The organism is Paenibacillus sp. FSL R7-0128 (assembly GCF_038002245.1).
Classification (GTDB): Bacteria; Bacillota; Bacilli; order Paenibacillales; family Paenibacillaceae; genus Paenibacillus_AQ; species Paenibacillus_AQ silagei.
Genome location: NZ_JBBOCD010000001.1, coordinates 3,017,789 through 3,036,500, shown reverse-complemented (window position 1 = coordinate 3,036,500; position 18,712 = coordinate 3,017,789). Strand labels below are relative to the sequence as shown.

Genomic DNA, 18,712 nt, shown 5'->3' with positions numbered 1-18,712 from the left:
CCTAACCCGAAAGGATGATTATGCTGTGAAAAGCAAACCTGTACGCCCCATCCTGGCCGCAATGATGACCGTAACCTTGGCCTTAAGCATAGCCGCCTGCAGCAGCAATTCCGCCACTAAGGAGAATATGCCGACGGCTGCGCCTCAGGCCGAAGCGTCACCGGAACCGCAGACCGAAACCAAGCTGAATGCGGAGGAGCCCGCCTGGAAGCTCGATACCAGTCCGGTGGATCTCACCTGGTTCGTCGGCGCGAACTGGTATGCCCACACCTGGGGTGAGAGTCTAGCCTCCAAGTATGTCACCGAGAAGACGGGCGTGAACGTCAAGCTGGAGGTTCCCTCAGGGGAAGCGAATGAGCAGGTTACGCTGATGATGACCTCTGGCAAGCTGCCGGACCTGATCAGCATGGGCTCCTGGGAGACCGCTGTCAAAAAGCTGTGGGAAGGTGATCATGTCTATGCGCTCAATGAACTGGCCGACAAGTATGATCCCTACTTCTTCAAGGTCGCCGGTGACGGCACGCTGAAGTGGTACCGGCAGGAGAACGGCAACACCTACGGAGTGCCCAATGATTCCTACAGCCCTAACCTGATGCACGAGACCGGCATGACGGCGGCCAACCAGACCTTCCTGGTCCGCAAGGATCTGTACGAGGAGATGGGCAAGCCGGACCTCAGTACTCCAGAGGGCTTCCTGGGTGCGCTGCAACTGCTGAAGGATAAGTACCCCGAGTATAAGGGGCAGCCGATCAGCCCCTTTTTCGCCCAGGGGAATGTGCCTTACGGGATGACGGAATACCTCCAGAATCTGCTGGCGGTTCCGCATGAGAAGGATGGCAAAGTGTATGACCGTATTACCGATCCTGATTACATCGCCTGGCTCAAAACCTTCCGCACAGCGTACGAGCGCGGACTGATTAACGTCGATTTCCTGGTGGATTCAGATACCCAGGTGGAAGAGAAAACGAACAACGCCCGCTACTTCATGATGATCCGCGAATGGACCGGCATGTCAGCGGTCAATCCGATGCTTGCTGCCGGGGCTAACCCGGACTCCTACTACATCGCGGTTGACGGCCCGCAGAATAACAAGGGCGAGAGCGCCAAGCTGTTCCCCGGCAACATGGACGGCTGGATGGTGACCATGATCAGCAAATCCACGAAGAACCCGGAGCGGGCGATCCGCTTCCTGACCTACCTCTCCAGCGAGGAGGGCCAGCGCGACCTGTTCCTCGGCAAGGAGGGCGAAACCTGGGATCCGGTGGGCGGCAAGCCGCAGCTTAAGGCCGAGTTCGCCGACATGCTGGGCAGCAATATCGAGAAGCTGGAGAAGGAATATGGCATTCTGGACACCTACTGGATGATGCGTAACCCGGTCATCGTCAACCAGTGGAGACCGGAGAAAGCCCCGGTCATCAAGCAGATGGAGGACTTCGCGAATGCGCAGGCCGATATTGACAGCGGGATCTACAAAGGCCTGGACCCGCTCGGCGATTCTGATGTGGCGGTCGCCTGGTCGCGGATCTCCCAGAACTGGGAAGAGGTGCTGCCGGAGCTGATTACGGCCAAGGATGAGGCGGCTTTTGACAAGGTGTTCGAGAGCTTCCGCTCCCGCCGCGACGGCTACGGGTTCGCGCAGGTGATGGAATACCGCCAGACCGAGCTGGATGCGCGGAAGGCCAAGATGGCGGAATAACCCGCCAAAGTAATGGAGCTGTACCGGCGGCCGTGAGGGCTGCCGGTATTTCCTGCATCAGGGAGATTCTGCTTAGGGCTGCATTGCCTTATTCCCTACCAGCCTATTTGTAATCTATACTATATTACAGGGACGGGAGGGGTTACCGATGAAGAGGCTGCTGATCACAATACGAAGACTATACCGCAATGCCCCGATCTCGCAGAAGCTGTTCCTGGCCTTCAGCCTGATGATTGCCGTTCCCGCTGTTGTGGTTTCCTTCCTGTTCATCCGCAACCAGGAGAGCCAGCTGTTCAAGCAGGCCATGGCCGAAGGCAGCAATCATGTGGCCCGGCTGAACGAACGGCTGCGCAGCCGGCTTGAACTTCTTGAGAACGCTTCCGCGACCGCCCTGACCCAGAAAGGATTCGTGGATTTCATCCACTCCAATATGCGCGCAGACGGCCTTAGGCTTGTGAGGTTCAAGCAGAACCAGTACGAACAGATGCATAACATCATTCAGAGTCATGAGATGATCAGCAGTCTGAGCTTCTATGTCGATAACCCTGAGGTCTATGAGATCTGGCCGGAAATCTATCATTACTCCAAGTTCTGGCCGCAGGACTACTGGATGACGCTGCGGGATGAGGGCGGCGCGGCGTTCCGGCTGTCTGCCTTCAAGGATGGCGCGGATACGCTGTCTTATTACAGGCTGGTGCGGCTTCAGGGCCAGCAGCAGAAGCTGCCCACCATTATGGAGGTCCGTGCGAAGCACAACGTGCTGTTCAATGACCTGCTGGAAGACAGCGGGCGCGACTTCTTCACGGTAATCATGGACGGCGCGGATGCTTCCCGCAATGTGTATCTTTCGGGGCATGAGCTGCCGCAGAAAGCCGGAGCGAAGCTGGACGATATCCTTAGCCGGGTTCATGCACAATTGGACGTACTGGAGCAGAAGAGTCCCGTTACCGTCCAGTCCGGGGATCAGTCCTACTATGCGCTGTACCGTTACATCGCTCCCCTCAACGCCTATGTGGTAGACATCGCTTCCCGCCATGAGCTGACAAAAGGTCCGCGCGACGGATACCTGCTGGTCATCGCGATCACCTCCTCCGTCCTGCTGCTGATGCTGCTGCTGGTATCGAGGATGACCCGGCGCATCTTCCGCCGGCTGGAGAAGGTGCTGGGCTCGATGCGCAAGGTGCGCAGGGGCCAGCTGGATGCCAAGATTGATACCGGCCTTGGCGCGAACGAAACCGGTGACGAAATTGACTATGTCGCCGTCAGCTACAATAGTATGCTGGACGAAATCCAGCAGCTGATGACACAGGTAGTAGATAAGCAGCTTATTGCCAAGAACGCGCAGCTCCACTCTCTCCATTCGCAGATCAACTCCCACTTTCTGTACAATGCGCTGGAATCTATCAGAATGCGCGCAGAGGTGGAACGGCAGCCTGCCATTGCAGGCGCACTGGTCTCGCTGGGCTCCCTGCTGCGGTACAGTATGCAGTGGCGCAGCGATACGGTCGCGCTCAGCGAGGAGCTGGCCAACATCCGCAGCTATATCCGGTTCATCAACTTCATGGAAGGCGGGAGCATTGAGCTCGCGGCAGATCTTCCGCCGGAGGTGCAGCGCTACCGCATCCCCAAGATGTGCATGCAGCCCATTGTCGAGAACGCCGTACACCATGCGGCCCCTTCCGGCGGCAGTATTCAGATCACCATTTCGGTACGGGTAGAGAATGACAGTCTGCTGCTGATCGAGATCCGCGATGACGGCGCCGGGGTAGCTCCCCGGATGCTGGACAGCCTGCAGTCTGTGCTGCGGGGCGATTCTGACACCCCGATTATCAGCAGCAGCAGTAGCGGGCTGGGGCTGGACAATGTACATAAGCGCCTGCAGCTCCATTACGGCATGGATTGCGGCCTGTGGATCAGCAGCGTTCAAGGGGAATATACCTGTGTAACCCTGAGGCTGCCCTGGGAAAATGAGAATCTTGGAGGTTGGTAGGCATGATCAATATTCTGGTGGTGGACGATCAAAAGCATATCCGTGACGGGCTGCAGGCGATGCTCTGCCAGTTCCCGCAACAGCCGGGGCATATGTACAGCGCCGCTAACGGGCTTGAAGCCCTGGAGCTTCTCCGGGCGCACAGCATCCAGCTCGTCATTACCGATATCCGCATGCCGGATATGGACGGCCTTGCGCTTATGGCGCAAAGCCGGCTGGAAGGCCTGAAGGCGGATTATCTGATCATTAGCGGATACAGCGATTTCGCCTATGCCCAGAAGGCCATTGAGCTCGGGGCCAAAGGGTACCTGCTCAAGCCTGTGAAGCGTGAAGACCTGCAGGTCTCGGTGGAGCATGTCTGGCAGGAGATCGAGACGCGCAGATTGCTCACCAGCAATATTGAGCGGCTCTCGCAGCGCGCCCGGGAGACGGACCGCAAGGAGCTGCGGATGTATATGCAAGGTGCGGCGGGCGATGAAGCGTGGATTGCCGCGACTGAGCAGCAGAACCCGGGGCTGTGGCGCAGCTACCGCCTCTGCCACCTGCGCGAGGAGCGCTGGATTAACCAGCCGGGGGCCAGCAGCAGTCACAGCATCGAAGCCGTGGCCTACCGTGTGTACGGCAGACAGGGCTGCATCTGTCTCCAGCACCGCCCTCACCTGGTCCTGGCCGTGGATGCAGCCATAGATCCGGGAGCCTTGCCTGCTGCGCTCAGCGAAGAGCAGATCGGGGCCGTCACGGCCATGACTGATCCGCACCAAGGATTAAGCACTCTGCCGGGCAGTTATACACAGGTGCTTGATCTGTACCGCCACAGCTTTCTTTTCCCGGATACGCGCTGCCTTCTGCCTCAACACATCGCGCGGCTGGAGCAGCACTGGGAGCTTCCCTATGAGGAGCTGTACGCCCTCTTCCAGTTAACCGGCACAAGTAACAGCGGCAGAATCACCCAAGGGATCTCCAGCCTCTTCCACAAGGAGGTGCTTCAGCGCTATCACATCCGTTACACCCAGCAGCTATGCCGCGCCGTTGTCCGGATGATGGAGGATTATGAGCGTGTCATCCGTCCTTATCTGGGTGAAGAAGCGCTGGATCTGGAGTGTCTACGCAATCTGTTCGACTATCCCGGCATCCGCGAATATATCCAGGCCTTACAGCAGCAGCTCCTGCGGCTCGACCAGTTCTACTATGAATACAAGTGCAGCTACCGCAGCTCACAGGATCTGAATGAGGCCATCCGCTTCATCCACGAGAATTACCACAAGCCGCTGGATCTCGCGATGGTGTCCAATCATGTCTCGCTGAATTACGCCTACTTCTCCAACCAGTTCAAGAAGAATATCGGCAAGGGCTTCGCCGAATACCTGCGTGATGTGCGTCTGGGCAAAGCGCGGCGTCTGCTGGCCGAGACCGATCACAAGATCATTGAGATTGCCGCCATGGTTGGCTACGAGAGCTACAAAAGCTTCACCCGCGCCTTCCGCGAAGCCATGGACATGCAGCCGACCGAATACCGTCTGCTGATCCGCCGGAAGCCTGCCATTGAAGAGGATTACCGGGACACGGTGCTGTGAAAAAAGCTGATCCCCAGTGGGCCCGCGCGGGTAGCGCGAGCTCACTGTATGCTGTTTTTCGCATACATCAGGCTCACGCGCCTTCAGCGAGCCCATTGTATGCTGTTTTTCGCATTCATTTGGCCCACGCGCCTTCAGCGAGCCCATTGTATGCTGTTTTTCGCATACATCTGGCTCACGCGCCTTCAGCGAGCCCATTGTATGCTGTTTTCCGCATACATCTGGCTCACGCGCCTTCAGCGAGCCCAATGTGTTCGGTTTTCCGCATACATTCGCCCCACGCGCCTTCAGCGAGCCCATTGTATGCTGTTTTCCGCATACATTTGGCCCACGCGCCTTCAGCGAGCCCATTGTATGCTGTTTTTCGCATACATCTGGCCCACGCGCCTTCAGCGAGCCCATTGTATGCTGTTTTCCGCATACATTCGCCCCACGCGCCTTCAGCGAGCCCATTGTATGCTGTTTTTCGCATACATCTGGCCCACGCGCCCCGCATCAACCCATCACTGGCAGCAGAACCCAAAAAATTGGGTCACAACAAAAAAGATTGTCCCTTTTAGCGAGATATAAGTTTCGATAGAATAAAGATGTTCTCTCACATGTAAGCGGTTACCTTTACTACCATTTAATTAAAGGAGGGCAAGTATGAAGCGACTTTATGTTACGCAAACACAACCCGGCTTCAAGCAGAAGGTGCTTAGTCTGTTCCTGGTCCTGCTGCTGCTATCCGGCATCGGCCAGCTCCCTGCTTCAGGCATTCAGCGCGCAGAGGCCGCAGGAACCACGGTTAGTTCGATGGCTTATTTCTCAGCGGCAGACGGTCCGGTCATCTCCAAATCAGGTGTCGGCCAGGCGAGCTACGGGTTCGTCATGCCGGTATTTAACGGAGGGTCTGCTACCTGGAGTCAGGTGTCGGACGATGTGGGCGTCAAAGTGAAAGTAAACGGCAACTGGACAGACATCGACAGCGCAGGCGGTTATGTCTACAACCAGAACTGGGGACACTGGAGCGACGGCGGCCAGCACGGCTACTGGTTCACCCTCTCGGCTACAACCGAGATCCAGCTCTACTCTAAGGCGAATAGCGGGGTTACGCTGAATTATACGCTGGCTTTTCAGAACCTGAACAAGACAACGATCAGCGCGATGACGCCGACCCAAGGACCGCAGATTGCAGCAGGCTTCACCGGCGGCGCTGGCTTCACCTACCCTACCTTCAATAATGATCCGGCGCTCACTTATGAAGCTGTAGCCGATGACCTGAAGGTCTATGTGAAGCCGGTTAACAGCAGCACCTGGATTGATATTGACAACAATGCAGCCAGCGGCTGGATCTACGACAGCAACTTCGGCCAGTTCACCGAAGGTGGCGGCGGATACTGGTTCACGATCACCGAATCGATCAATGTGAAGCTGCAATCTAAGACCTCATCAGCCAATTTGATATACACCCTTACCTTCAATCAGCCGGTTAGAAATTCCTATGTCCTCACCGCTTATGAAGGCACATCCTTTACTGCGGATAACAACGGATCGATTGGTTTTCCCCTGCCGAAGATTGACGGGGGAGCACCAATCGGCAGCGAGCTGAACAAATATGTGTATCAGATCAAAATCGGCGGCCAGTGGGTCGATCTGAGCAATTCCGCCCTGAGCGGCTTCGTCTACGCAGGCAACGGCTATAACAATATGTCTGCGGCGAACCAGTGGGGCTATTGGGCAGATTATGTGTATGGATTGTGGTTCCAGCCGATCCAGGAGAATATGGAGATCCGCATCGGCTATCCGTTAAACGGCCAGCAGGGCGGCAATATCGGCAGCAATTATGTGTATTATACCTTCACCGGCAATCCGAATGCCCCGCGTCCAGATGAAAGCGATCAGGAAGATATTACGTTGGGTACTCCGTCAGATCCTGCCGTAGCTGGCATGAACCTGCTCTGGCAGGATGAGTTCAGCGGAACCGCACTGGATACCAGCAAGTGGAACTATGAGCAGGGTTACTATATCACCAATGACCCTAACAGCTGGGGCTGGGGGAATAACGAACTGCAGCACTATACGAATAGTACCGAGAATGTATTTGTCCAGAACGGACAACTGAATATCCGGGCCAAGAACGATCCGAAGTCCTTCCCGCAGGACCCGAACCGGTATGCACAATATTCCTCCGGCAAAATCAACACCAAAGACCATCTGTCCTTCCAGTACGGCCGGGTAGACATCCGTGCCAAGCTGCCGACAGGGAACGGGATCTGGCCCGCCCTGTGGATGCTGCCACAGGATGCGGCTTACGGTGCCTGGGCGGCATCCGGCGAGATTGACATCATGGAAGCCAAGGGACGGCTGCCCGGCACGACCAGCGGCGCGGTTCACTTCGGCGGACAATGGCCGGTGAACAAGTACATCGCCGGGGAGTATCACTTCCCGCAAGGTCAGACCTTTGCGAACGACTATCACGTATATTCCATGGTCTGGGAAGAAGACAACGTGAAATGGTATGTGGACGGCAAATTCTTCTTCAAGGTCAATAGAGAGCAGTGGTATTCTGTAGCGGCACCGAACAACCCTAATGCTCCCTTCGACAAGCCCTTCTATCTGATTATGAATCTGGCAGTGGGCGGACATTTCGACGGCGGACTGACTCCGGCTCCGTCCGATATTCCGGCAACGATGCAGGTCGATTATGTACGGGTGTATAAGGAAGGCAGTGGCGGCGGAAATCCCGGGAACCCGGGCAATCCGGGTACCGTTCCGGTTAGCGGCGTTACCGTAACTCCGTCAACCTCCCAGGTGGAGATTGGGCAGAATGTCCAGTTAACAGCTAACGTAGCACCTTCTGGTGCGTCCAACAAACAGGTGAACTGGAGCGTAGCGAACAGCAACATTGCATCAGTGAGCCAGAGTGGTCTTGTTACCGGAATTGCAACGGGAACTACTACCGTTACTGCAACAACCGCGGATGGTAACAAAACCTCCAGCAGCACGATCACTGTAGTCTCCCCGCCGCCAGCAACCATTGTGATCGGAGACCAGGTGCGCGGTTTGAAGAAAACAGGCAATAACCTGCTTTTCTACGTGAACGGTGCTACCTTTGCCGATCTGCATTACAAGATCAACGGCGGCGGCCAGCAGAACGTAGCCATGACCTCCACAGGTAACGGCAACTACACCTATGCGGTCAATAACGTGCAGCAAGGCGATTCCGTAGAGTATTTCTTCACTTACAATCCGGGCCAAGGGGCGCTGGACACCCCCTGGAAGACTTATGTGCACGGTGTAACCCAGGGAACCCCCGAGTAACAGCGGGATTGCTGCAACAGACAAGTGGACCGGATGGGCCGGCCGCTTCATACGGCCTCTATCGCAGGGGATGAGGAAGTCTTGGACTTCTTCATCCTCTGTTTTTTGCTGTATCAGGATAAGCTTAAGGCAAGCAGAATAAATTCCTGGAAACAAAATGTGACCGGATGCCGTCCTAAAGGGTGTTATAGATAAAGGAGGGCATAACCTCATGCAGCAACCCATGACCCGGCCGGGCCATCCTGTGATGAAAAGCTATGAACAATATGCAGATATGCTGTACCGGATTGCCCTGGTTCATCTGGGCAGCCGCCAGGATGCCGAAGAGGCTACGCAGGACACCTTCATCAAGCTGATGGAGAAGGCTCCCGTATTCAAGGATGACGAACACCAGAAGGCCTGGCTGATCCGCGTCATCACCAATCATTGCAAGAATCTGCTGGGCAGAGGCTGGCGCAAGCGCGAGGTTAAGCTCGAAGGGGTGGAGCCGGTTACGGCCGATAACCCCGAGGAGCTGGCGGTCTTGCAGCTCGTGCTGGCACTGCCGGTGAAGTATAAAACTGTCATTCATCTGTACTATTATGAGGATTACCCTGTCCAGGAGATCAGCAGAATTCTGCAGATCAGCGAGTCTGCCGTGAAGATGAGACTTCAGCGCGGACGTCAGCTGTTAAGACTGGAGCTGGAAGGAGCAGAAGCGGAATGAAGGAAGATCAGTTTCGAACCCAATATAAGAAAGCGGTGGATACTATGAGTGCAAGCCAAGAGATGAAGCAAGGATTAGCTGATAAAATGGAACAAAAGCGCCGTCCGCGTAAAATGGTCTATATTGCAGCAAGCGTATTGGTTGCTGCCGGAATCGGCCTGGCCGGACCAAGCATGATGAAGCAGCTGGGCGGAACATCTTCCCCGAATCAAGTAGCCCAGGTAGATCCGGGCACGCCTGCGGCAGGGAATTCTGCCGGAGTCGTTATTCCCAAGATCGAGCTGCCGGATAAAAGCTCCGGTGCTGTGGCCGATATGATCGGCCTGGTCGTCTACCAGGGTAACATCTATACCCAGGCGGCGATCCGCATTGAAGCGGTCGATGCAGCAGCCCTGCTCGGAGAGAAGCTGGGCCGCACGACCAGCGGGATTGATGAATGGAGCGGCAAGGATGCGTATACGGAGCTGGCCTCGAACATCGGGGAGACGGATATCTATGCTGTCAAAGGATATGATTCCGACTTCCTGGTCATGTCCTATACAGAGGTGGACGGCCAGGTGTTCGCCGAGCTGTACGAGCATACGAACGGAATTACCGTGAACAGCGGAGCCGATCTGATCGGTAAGCTGAACCTGGACGGGCGCATCGCCTCCGCCCAGTGGGAGAGCTTCGACAGCTGGAATAACGGCAAGCAGCAATACCTGCCGCTGCCCGAAGGCGCAGCACTTGACGGCTTCCTGAGCGCGCTGAATGCCGCCAAGCCGCTGTCCGCGGACTCGCTCATGGCGCAAGGCATCTATGATAATGAGGACCGCAAGCTGGTCTACCTCCAGATGGAGGACAAAACCCGGGTGGAGCTGACCCTGTTCGGCCAGGGACTCGTGCGCTACAGCAATGCTCCGGTATTCTTCGAGGTTGAGTCCGGTGCCTTCCAGGCGCTGTGGGATAACCTAAAATAGTTCAAAGGCCATCCCTCCCGGGATGGCCTTAAGCTTTTACACACGAATTGAAAGTAAACCATCCTATACACCGCAGATTTATTCACCTAAGAGACAATTCCCGTGCTGCCCTTCCATTTTTCCTTAATATACTCCTTGATCTGTTCCGCCAGCGCGGCCGTAGGTGTAGAAGTGGAGTCAAAAGTAGGCATCGGCGGATCATATTCCGTATCGGCATGGTCCAGCAGCCACTGCGCGAATTCCTCGTGCTGCCTGAGCATATCTTCGGTCCAGGTCGCTGCATCCTCCCGGCCCCGCAGGCGGGCATTTCGGGTGGCATCGTCACAATGCAGGTTAATAAAGTGCACTTCATTGAAGGCATCGTAAACATCGCATTTCTTGGCGTCCCAGGGCATCATCGTCCCGCAAATAATCGTTCCTCTCCCGGATAACGCAACCGCACGCGCACAATGAAACAGCACATTATACCGGTCCTGATACTCTAGCTTCTTCCCCGTCGTCCCGAAATTATCGTCATCCGTACTGAAAAGAACAAATTCCGGCATCTGCTCCCTCAACTCATGCATGACCGTGGTTTTACCTACTCCGCTGGCTCCGGTGATAATGAATAATGGTAATTGGGTTCTCATATGCTCTCGATCTTAGCCCCTTCCACGCGGTATTTCTTCTCCCATTCCGACATAGTGTTGGAATCAAGCCTGATTAGCTTGGCCGGGGTGTATTCGTTATACTCATTCAGCTCACTTTTGTCTTGTGGGAGTCGCAGTTCTTTAATTCTGCGCACCACTTCCTCATCGGTATGAATCTCCACCGACTCCTCCTCAGACACGACCTTCAGCGGAATCACCTGCTTAACACTGGTACCCGTTCCATCCCTGTCCGTGTAAGACAATTCAACCGTCAGACTATACTCCCCGCAAGGGACCGGCTCCCTGGTGAAGATTTCAACGTACAGGTCCGTTACTGACTGCGTATCGTCAATCCATATTCTCCCACTGCTGTCTTCAACAGCACCATTCAGATTAGGGGACCGGTGAAGCCATGCCGGAAGGATTAATTGTAAGCGGACATTCTGCACCCCGCCGGGCAGCACGATGTGAAGCCAGAGATGATTCATTCCTTCTTCCTGCTCTATAGCAGATTTTGCAAAACGCATTTGGATCATACCTGTCCCTCCTCTTGAACTAAACGGGTGAGCGCTTCAACCATCTTCTCTTTGAGCGCCGGGGTGATCCGCGGGCTAAGAGAGAGAATGACATCCTCACTAACAACATGCATCTCACTCTGGAGCATCTGATCCGATTGGTAGAGCCGCAGGTTATCGCCCAGCTTCATGATTTCGTCCATCGTCAGTCCGGCTAACTTCTCTTGGGCCGAGGCCAGCGTCTCGCCGCTCCTGGTTAATACAAGGATCGCCCGTAAATAATGCAAATGACTATCTGTATACGCCCTCTTATTGCCCACCAGTTCCAGCGGCGGCAGCATCCCGATTTGCGTATAGTACCTGACTGTCCGCAGATTCATCTGCGGATCTTCATTCTGTAACACCTCAGCCAACTGCTTAGCAGTGTACGTATGCATCTTACTCCCCTTTCTTATCCAAACAAAAAAAGTTACACTAAACTGTATATGTTACAGTTTAGTGTAACTATATTGTGTTGTCAATATTCATGTTTTGACAGAGTGAAGTGGAATAATATCTCATCCTAATTCCCTTTACTAATAAATTAATTCATATTTTTATGTATAATCCTTTACATATGGATATTTCTTCTGTAATATTTAATAATATCCTAATATTTGAAATGGAGTGAGAATTTATGAATAAAAAATTGCTCGCCGGGTTATTGACTGTATCTTCCTTTTTTTCTTTAGGATCAACATCCTTTGCTTCTAGCGTTGAAACTACTCTGGCTCCCAACGCATTCCTTCCAACTAATGTTGCTCAATCCGCGCCTAATGATTATGTTCGCGATTTAACAATTGCCGTAGGTGAAACTGTTGAATTTTACCCTTATCTATGGCATTTCCTTCGGTGGGATGGCAGTTTGCTAGTAACAGAAGATGGAAGATTCATCGGTCTGTCTCCAGGATATTCGGTTGTAGCTGCTGAGATCACTCCACAAGGTGACAGATTGATCTTTAAAGTAACTGTACAATAACTCCTGATATTCATAATTTATGCAATTATTAAAATCATAAAACACCCTCTCTGACCAGGGACTGTCCCCTAATGTTGGTAAGGGTGTTTTTAGCTAATAGTTTCCTGGTCGAAAGAATTTACAACAATTAATTAGGCCCATACAGCGCAGCCAACCCCCTACTTCCCTTATGCTATACTAGCTTTATCTGTAGGAAAAGAGGACCACAACAATGGATATACGAAAATTACAATACTTCATTGCGGTTGCGGAAGAGCTTCATTTCCATCGTGCCGCAGAGAAATTACATATGACACAGCCTCCGTTGACCCAGCAGATTCAAGCTCTGGAACATGAGCTTGGCGTGAAGCTATTTGAACGGAACAAGCGTCAGGTCCGCCTCACACCGGCGGGAGCTGTTTTTTATGAGGAAGCCAGCCGGATTTTATCTCAACTGGAGCGGTCTATTCAAACTGTACGGCTGGCTAGCCAAGGCATCATTGGACATTTGAACATTGCATTCATCGGTTCAGCAGAAGGCGGAATCATGGTCGATGTACTCAAAATATTCCGGCAACGGTTTCCTCAAATACAGCTGAACCTGCTGGAGATGACTTCTGCCCAGCAATGGCAGGCGTTGCACGACGGTACCATCCATATTGGATTCATGCGCTTCATTGAGCCGGCACAGAATATTAATCATTGCAGCTTGATCAACGAAACTCTGGTTGCCGTATTGCCTGATCAACATCCGCTCGCCAAGCTGCCTGCATTGCCAGTCTCCGCTTTGCGTTCCGAGCCTTTTATCTTCTTTCCGCGTAAGCACGGTCTTCCTTTTCATGATCTGATTATGGGCTTTTGCGCTGAGCATGATGTCTACCCTCAGATTGTACAGGAAGCCGTACAAATGTATACCATTGTGAACCTTGTGGCAGCGAACCTGGGGGTTTCCATTGTCCCTTCTTCAGTTTCCGTCTTCCAGCGCAGCGGAGTCGTATTCAGACCCTTTGAAGACAATGTCCCGCCTGTCCCCTTCTATGCCGCCTGGAGAACGGATACGAATCAGGCCATCCTCTCTGCATTTATAGAGATTTTACAAGAACATAATTCCAGGTGAAAGGTGAGCGGACAGCGTTATTCACCCGGTTTTTGCAGGATCACGCTCAACTAGCCCCTCTAATATTCTGTCGATCTCACTCAGCAAATCAGATCCAAGACGCACCCCTGAAGCCTTAACATTCTCTTGTACCTGCTCTGGTCTGGATGCCCCAATGATTGCAGCCGATACCTGAGGATTCTGCAGCACCCATGCGATGGCCAATTGCGGCAGTGTCAGCCCCGCTTCGTGTGCAAGTGAGGACAGCCGGGAGACCGCCGTAAGAACCTCTGTGTGCAGCCACTGGCCAGCCAATCGTTCGAAGAACGGAGAACCCGCCGAAGTCGAAGCGCGGGACCCCTGCGGGACCGGTTGATTCGGCAGATATTTTCCCGACAGAATGCCTTGGGCCAGCGGTGACCAGACAACCTGCCCGATCCCTTCCCGCTCGGAAGCCTGGATAACCTCCGCTTCGATCACCCGCCATAACATCGAATATTGCGGCTGGCTAGCCACCAAGGGAACCCTCAGCTCCCGGGCCAACACCGCAGCTTGTGTGATCTGTTCCGCCGTCCATTCGCTTATCCCCACATACAGAACTTTCCCTTGACGCACCAGATCGGAGAAGGCCAGGAAGGTCTCCTCCAGCGATACCTTCTTGTCAAATCTATGAGCATAATAGATATCTATATAATCCGTCTGCAGCCTTTCCAACGAGGAGTTACAAGCTTCCATGATATGCTTCCGGGATAATCCCCGGTCATTGGGGCCTGTTCCTGTAGGCTGATAGACCTTGGTACATAACTCGATGCTCTCCCGCCGCACACCTGTTAAGACTTGTCCCAGCACCGTCTCAGCCTTCGTATCCGAATACACATCTGCGGTGTCAAATGTAGTAATTCCCGCGTCCAATGCAGCATGAACACAAGCTTTGGCTGTGTCATTGTCCACTTGAGCCCCATGCGTAATCCAGTTTCCAAAAGCAATCTCACTGACCGATAAGCCGCTGGCACCCAATTTCCGATATTCCATCTTCTTACCTCCTTTTAATAGCCATTTAAGCGTAACAAATTACTATTAATAGGTGAAATATCATTTAATGAGTGTTTTGATATGAAAAAAGTATCACAGAGCATTCACTGTGTTCTCATTGGCGGACCAGGCAGGTCTATGCTTAAAAGCCCACTAGCCGAAGCCAGCGGGCTAATTATGAAGTTTTTTATGGGATATACGTTTGTATTACTTCCTATCATAGGAAGCTTTGTGATCTGATTGAAGTATCCCCTTAACTTCTCCACTTTCATAAGCAAAACCTATTTCATAAAACTTATCTCTTTCTTCTAAGCCAACTTCCGTATCAGCAAGATATTTTTTGTTTATTGAATCATATACATAGGCCGAAACCTTTCCTTTATGTTCTATAAAATTATTTTCACCGTATATTCTTTTCAAATCATCTTGATTCATATTAATCTCAGCGCCTTGTACAGTCTTATAGACACCTTTAGAATCTTCGCCCATGTAGATAAACACTACTGCATTATCCCGGTAAAATATCCTTATACCACTCTCATAATTAAAAAAATTCGTATTACCATCTTCTTCACCTACTCCAAGCACCTTTTCTGCTAACGCACGACTCATACCGTAGCTTACAATTTGTTTTTCATCATTCACTCTCACAATTCCAAGATCATCTGTGGATAATCCTTTGTTTGATGACCCGCAGGCAGTGAGCAACACAACCATTAATAATAGAACAACACCTCGACGCATTTATATCCCCCTAAATATTTTTCTAAAGTTTACCATAGGAACTGCCGCTATGACTATGCAGCTTTTCCGAGAGTTGTACAATTTGATCTGCTAATCCAACTTCCATACAAAGACCCCTCCATTAAATTGGAGAGGCCTTCTTAGAACTATAGCGTAGCTACTGTCTGCTCATACAACCCCTGTTCTACCCCACCGACAAACGGCGTCCACTCCCCTGTAGTATACAACTGCAGCCGGTGCATAGCCCGAGTACATGCCGTATAAAAAAGCTTCCGCTCGCTCTCCCTGTGATACGTCTGCGGGGAGGCATCGTAGATCAGTACGGCATCGAACTCCACGCCTTTGGCAAGATAAGCGGGGATCACCTGTATTCCTTTTTCAAAAGTGGGCGTATTCTTCGTAATCAGCCTCAGCTCCGGGGCGCCACCTTGGGCAGTCAGGCACTCATAAGCTTCTCTGCTCTCTGCGGCCGTCTTCGTAATCACAGCGATGGAGCTATGGCCTTCAGCCTGAAGCTCCGCGAGATCTTTCACGATGCGCTCTGCCTTCAACTCACGATTGTCCAGCTTAGCTAATACCGGCTTCCGGCCCCTCCGTTCAAAAGCCACAATCGCCTCGCCGCCGGGCAGCAGCCGCTTCGTAAACTCCACAATCTCAAAGGTCGAGCGGTAGCTGCGGACCAGCAGGAACTGGCTAGTCTCTTCTTCTCCATAGAGCTTCAGCAGCGGTGAGCTGCTTCCATACAGATTCGTCGCCTGCGTGAAGATCGCCTGGCCGAAGTCTCCCAGCACCGTCATGCGGGCACGCGGAAACAGCTTTTTGAGGAACTCATACTGGAACATGGAATAATCCTGGCCTTCATCCACAAAAATATGCCGCACCTGCGTATTCGTCCGCACACCTTCGATTAGCTCTTTTAAATACAAATACGGGGTCGCATCTTCATACCAGAGTGTGCCGCTATCCAGCATCTCCCGGGTCTGCGCACAGATCTCCGGCCATAGCTCCGGCACCTCCGGTTCACCCGTCATTTCCCTGTAGGCCGTTTCATCACTGAACAATTGACGGTAGAGCCCGGCCATGTCGATAAAGGTGAACTTCCTGATCCCCCGTCTCAGCGGTTTGAACTGCTCCTTCACGATCATCTGGGCCAGCAGCTCTTCCTCCCGTTCGGCGAAATCAAAGTCACTCTCATCCTGCTCGCGCTTGTGGACCAGCAATTCCTGAAGGCGGAGGTATTTCTCGGCAAAATCAAACACGCCCCGTTCCCTGTGCAGCATCCGGTATACTTCAGCGTATTGGTCATTGTCGAGGTAATTCATCTCTTCCTCTACCCAGGCGGCTCCCTGCTCCAGCTTTTGCAGTCTGGCCAGCTCTTCGAGCAGCCATTTCTGCACCAGCGTAATCCGGTTAGGCAGACGAATCGAAGGATCAAAGCTGTATAGCTTGCTCTTGATTAGCTCCCCCGAGATTAACACGCGGTCCCGGAAGCAAATGTCCTTGAACAGCATCCCCTCCAGCTTCAGCCACTGCGCATAACCCTGAAGTGCCCGGAGGAAGGCTTCCGACGCCTTATATCCGACTCCCTTGAGACGGGCTTCATACCCCTCTTCCTGCTGAGCGGTAAGCACGTACTCCATCTGATCGAACGAATCTTCAATCCGGTAATCCTGACCCAGCCACGTTTCCAGATATTCCTGAAAGGTGACCTGCTGCATATTCTCTTCACCCAGCTCCGGAAGAACGGTAGATACATAGCTGTTGAACATCGGGTTAGGGGAAAATAACACAATCTGATCCGCCGTCAGCCGCTCGCGATGTTTGTACAGCAGGTAGGCTACGCGCTGGAGCGCTGCCGAGGTTTTGCCGCTGCCCGCCGCTCCCTGCACAATAAGCATCCGGCTCGTATCGTTACGGATAATCGCGTTCTGCTCCGCCTGAATCGTGGCTACAATGCTCTTCATTTGTGAATCTGCGCCTTTGCCAAGCACCTGCTGGAGCAGCTCATCTCCGATCGTAACGCTCGAATCGAACAAATGCTGGAGCTGACCGTCACGGATCTGGTACTGCCGCTTCAGTTCCATCGTTCCGCTAATCCGTCCTCCGGGTGTGTCGAAGGCTGCTTTTCCTGGCGGATAGTCGTAGTACAGGCTCGCAATGGGGGTCCGCCAGTCATAGACCACGAAGCTCAGACCATCCTCTTCGATGAAGGAGGACACTCCGATATAGACCTGTTCCACAGCCTTCTGACCCTCCTCGTGAAAATCAATCCGCCCAAAATAAGGCGACGGCAGCAGCCGCTGCATATTCTTCCATTGCCGCAGCTTCCGCGCATGACTGCGTTCCCGTTCTGACAGGACTGCGTCCTGCTGGGTAATGGTGAAGAAGCTCTCTTCGAAATCCTCCTCCGTACTCGTATTGACCGTAACCTCTTCCCAGAATCTCCGGCGGATGTCTGTGGCCTGCTCCTTCAGCTGGCCAACCTCCGGCTCCAGGCTTGCGATCCCCGCTTTCAGCTTCTCTTTGACCTGCTCCAGCCACTCCTGCTCCTGCTCCCAGCTGCTTACCTTCTCCATCACCTGATCACTCCTCTTTCTTGACATAGTCCCAAACAGGCGGGTTGACAAACCGGATGTCCCTTTGCTATAATTAAGATATAAATAAGATGCGTTACCTCCGATCTGATTTTTGAAAATAGTCAATAGTCTTCTAACATTAGCATATTATTTCTTTGTATGCAATACTTCCTGAATCATAATTAACCCTGGCGCTTGCGCCAGGGTTTTGTTGTTTAGGTGATAACCTGTCCTTGTATTCCCCGCTGAATCGGCTAACCGTCTGCTCACCAGCACAGCCGTTACACCGGTCTCTCGATCTCAAAAATCTCCCCAATCCCCGCATAGTTATTCCCTGCCAGACGGCTGACCGCCCCTAAGGCCACCGGATTAATTCTTCCCTGTTCGTAGATCGCTTCGTCCAGATGAAACTGCACGATCCTGCCGATCACTAAGTCATTATTCGGCAGCTCCAGGCAATGCTCCAACACACATTCCATCCGCACCTTCGCTTCCTGGACGCCGGGGACCTTAATGCGCTGGCTATCCACAAGCGTCATACCTGCTAAGGCGACCTCACTCTGGTCAGGCGGCAACGGTGCAGCAGTCATATTCACTTGTCTGACATTCTGCTCATCCACAATATGAACCACAAACTCCTTCATGTGCTTGATGTTGCGTGCAGTATCCTTGGACTGACCTCCGGCATGCTGAATAGAGATAGAGATCATCGGCGGGTTGGAGGATACAATATTGAAATAGCTGAACGGTGCACCGTTCAAGACCCCATCCTCCGACAAGGTGGTTACAAAAGCAATCGGACGCGGAATAATCGTCCCGACCAGAAGCTTATAATTATCCCGTTCGGTGCCCTGCTGCGGATCAATAGTGATCATGCTCGTGCCTCCCTTTTAAT

15 protein-coding genes are annotated in these 18,712 nt (G+C 52.9%); 8 read left to right on the top strand and 7 right to left on the bottom strand.

Annotated features, from left to right (window positions below):
• The first annotated feature begins 25 nt into the window (after nt 1-25).
• From NST26_RS12235 to NST26_RS12210, 6 genes are all read left to right on the top strand, one after another.
• Complete coding sequence (locus NST26_RS12235; protein ID WP_340953715.1) at nt 26-1,696, top strand: extracellular solute-binding protein; 1,671 nt, start codon at nt 26-28, stop codon at nt 1,694-1,696.
• A gap of 148 nt (nt 1,697-1,844) precedes the next feature.
• Nucleotides 1,845-3,686: a sensor histidine kinase gene (locus NST26_RS12230; RefSeq protein ID WP_340953718.1), complete on the top strand. Its 1,842-nt coding sequence runs from the start codon at nt 1,845-1,847 to the stop codon at nt 3,684-3,686.
• Between the two features lie 2 nt (nt 3,687-3,688).
• Nucleotides 3,689-5,260: a response regulator gene (locus NST26_RS12225; protein WP_340953721.1), complete on the top strand. Its 1,572-nt coding sequence runs from the start codon at nt 3,689-3,691 to the stop codon at nt 5,258-5,260.
• 645 nt (nt 5,261-5,905) lie between these two features.
• On the top strand, nt 5,906-8,563 hold the full coding sequence (locus tag NST26_RS12220; RefSeq protein ID WP_340953723.1) for a family 16 glycosylhydrolase: 2,658 nt from the start codon (nt 5,906-5,908) through the stop codon (nt 8,561-8,563).
• A gap of 211 nt (nt 8,564-8,774) precedes the next feature.
• The gene (locus NST26_RS12215) at nt 8,775-9,269 is read left to right on the top strand and encodes an RNA polymerase sigma factor (RefSeq protein WP_036729806.1); all 495 of its coding nucleotides are present in this window, start codon (nt 8,775-8,777) and stop codon (nt 9,267-9,269) included.
• Nucleotides 9,266-10,228, top strand: coding sequence for a hypothetical protein (locus NST26_RS12210; protein WP_340953726.1), 963 nt, complete (start codon nt 9,266-9,268; stop codon nt 10,226-10,228). Before NST26_RS12215 ends, NST26_RS12210 begins: the two co-directional genes overlap by 4 nt.
• 86 nt (nt 10,229-10,314) lie before the next feature.
• Here the strand turns inward: NST26_RS12210 and NST26_RS12205 are convergent, their stop codons facing one another.
• The 3 genes from NST26_RS12205 to NST26_RS12195 are packed head-to-tail and all read right to left on the bottom strand — an operon-like array spanning nt 10,315 to nt 11,809.
• On the bottom strand, nt 10,315-10,857 hold the full coding sequence (locus tag NST26_RS12205; protein WP_340953729.1) for an AAA family ATPase: 543 nt from the start codon (nt 10,855-10,857) through the stop codon (nt 10,315-10,317).
• On the bottom strand, nt 10,854-11,393 hold the full coding sequence (locus tag NST26_RS12200; protein ID WP_340953731.1) for a hypothetical protein: 540 nt from the start codon (nt 11,391-11,393) through the stop codon (nt 10,854-10,856). The genes NST26_RS12205 and NST26_RS12200 overlap by 4 nt, the downstream gene beginning before the upstream one ends.
• Nucleotides 11,390-11,809 carry a MerR family transcriptional regulator gene (locus NST26_RS12195; RefSeq protein ID WP_340953734.1) on the bottom strand — a complete coding sequence of 140 codons (420 nt, stop codon included), beginning with the start codon at nt 11,807-11,809 and terminating at the stop codon, nt 11,390-11,392. Before NST26_RS12195 ends, NST26_RS12200 begins: the two co-directional genes overlap by 4 nt.
• A 239-nt stretch (nt 11,810-12,048) precedes the next feature.
• On the opposite strand from NST26_RS12195, the gene NST26_RS12190 reads away from it, so the two are divergent.
• Nucleotides 12,049-12,390 carry a hypothetical protein gene (locus tag NST26_RS12190; protein WP_340979227.1) on the top strand — a complete coding sequence of 114 codons (342 nt, stop codon included), beginning with the start codon at nt 12,049-12,051 and terminating at the stop codon, nt 12,388-12,390.
• A 211-nt stretch (nt 12,391-12,601) separates the two neighbouring features.
• On the top strand, nt 12,602-13,486 hold the full coding sequence (locus NST26_RS12185; protein WP_340953739.1) for a LysR substrate-binding domain-containing protein: 885 nt from the start codon (nt 12,602-12,604) through the stop codon (nt 13,484-13,486).
• A 21-nt stretch (nt 13,487-13,507) separates the two neighbouring features.
• On the opposite strand, the gene NST26_RS12180 is transcribed toward NST26_RS12185, so the two are convergent.
• The 4 genes from NST26_RS12180 to NST26_RS12165 form a co-directional block, all read right to left on the bottom strand.
• Nucleotides 13,508-14,497: an aldo/keto reductase family protein gene (locus NST26_RS12180; protein WP_339313782.1), complete on the bottom strand. Its 990-nt coding sequence runs from the start codon at nt 14,495-14,497 to the stop codon at nt 13,508-13,510.
• Nucleotides 14,498-14,704: 207 nt separating this feature from the next.
• Nucleotides 14,705-15,241: a hypothetical protein gene (locus tag NST26_RS12175; protein ID WP_340953744.1), complete on the bottom strand. Its 537-nt coding sequence runs from the start codon at nt 15,239-15,241 to the stop codon at nt 14,705-14,707.
• A 146-nt stretch (nt 15,242-15,387) separates the two neighbouring features.
• Entirely contained in the window at nt 15,388-17,817 is a 2,430-nt protein-coding gene (gene helD, locus NST26_RS12170) for an RNA polymerase recycling motor HelD (protein WP_340953746.1), read from the bottom strand.
• 281 nt (nt 17,818-18,098) lie between these two features.
• A complete protein-coding gene (locus tag NST26_RS12165; RefSeq protein WP_340953748.1) occupies nt 18,099-18,692 on the bottom strand; it encodes a flavin reductase family protein in 594 nt (197 codons plus the stop codon).
• Nucleotides 18,693-18,712: the final 20 nt, after the last annotated feature.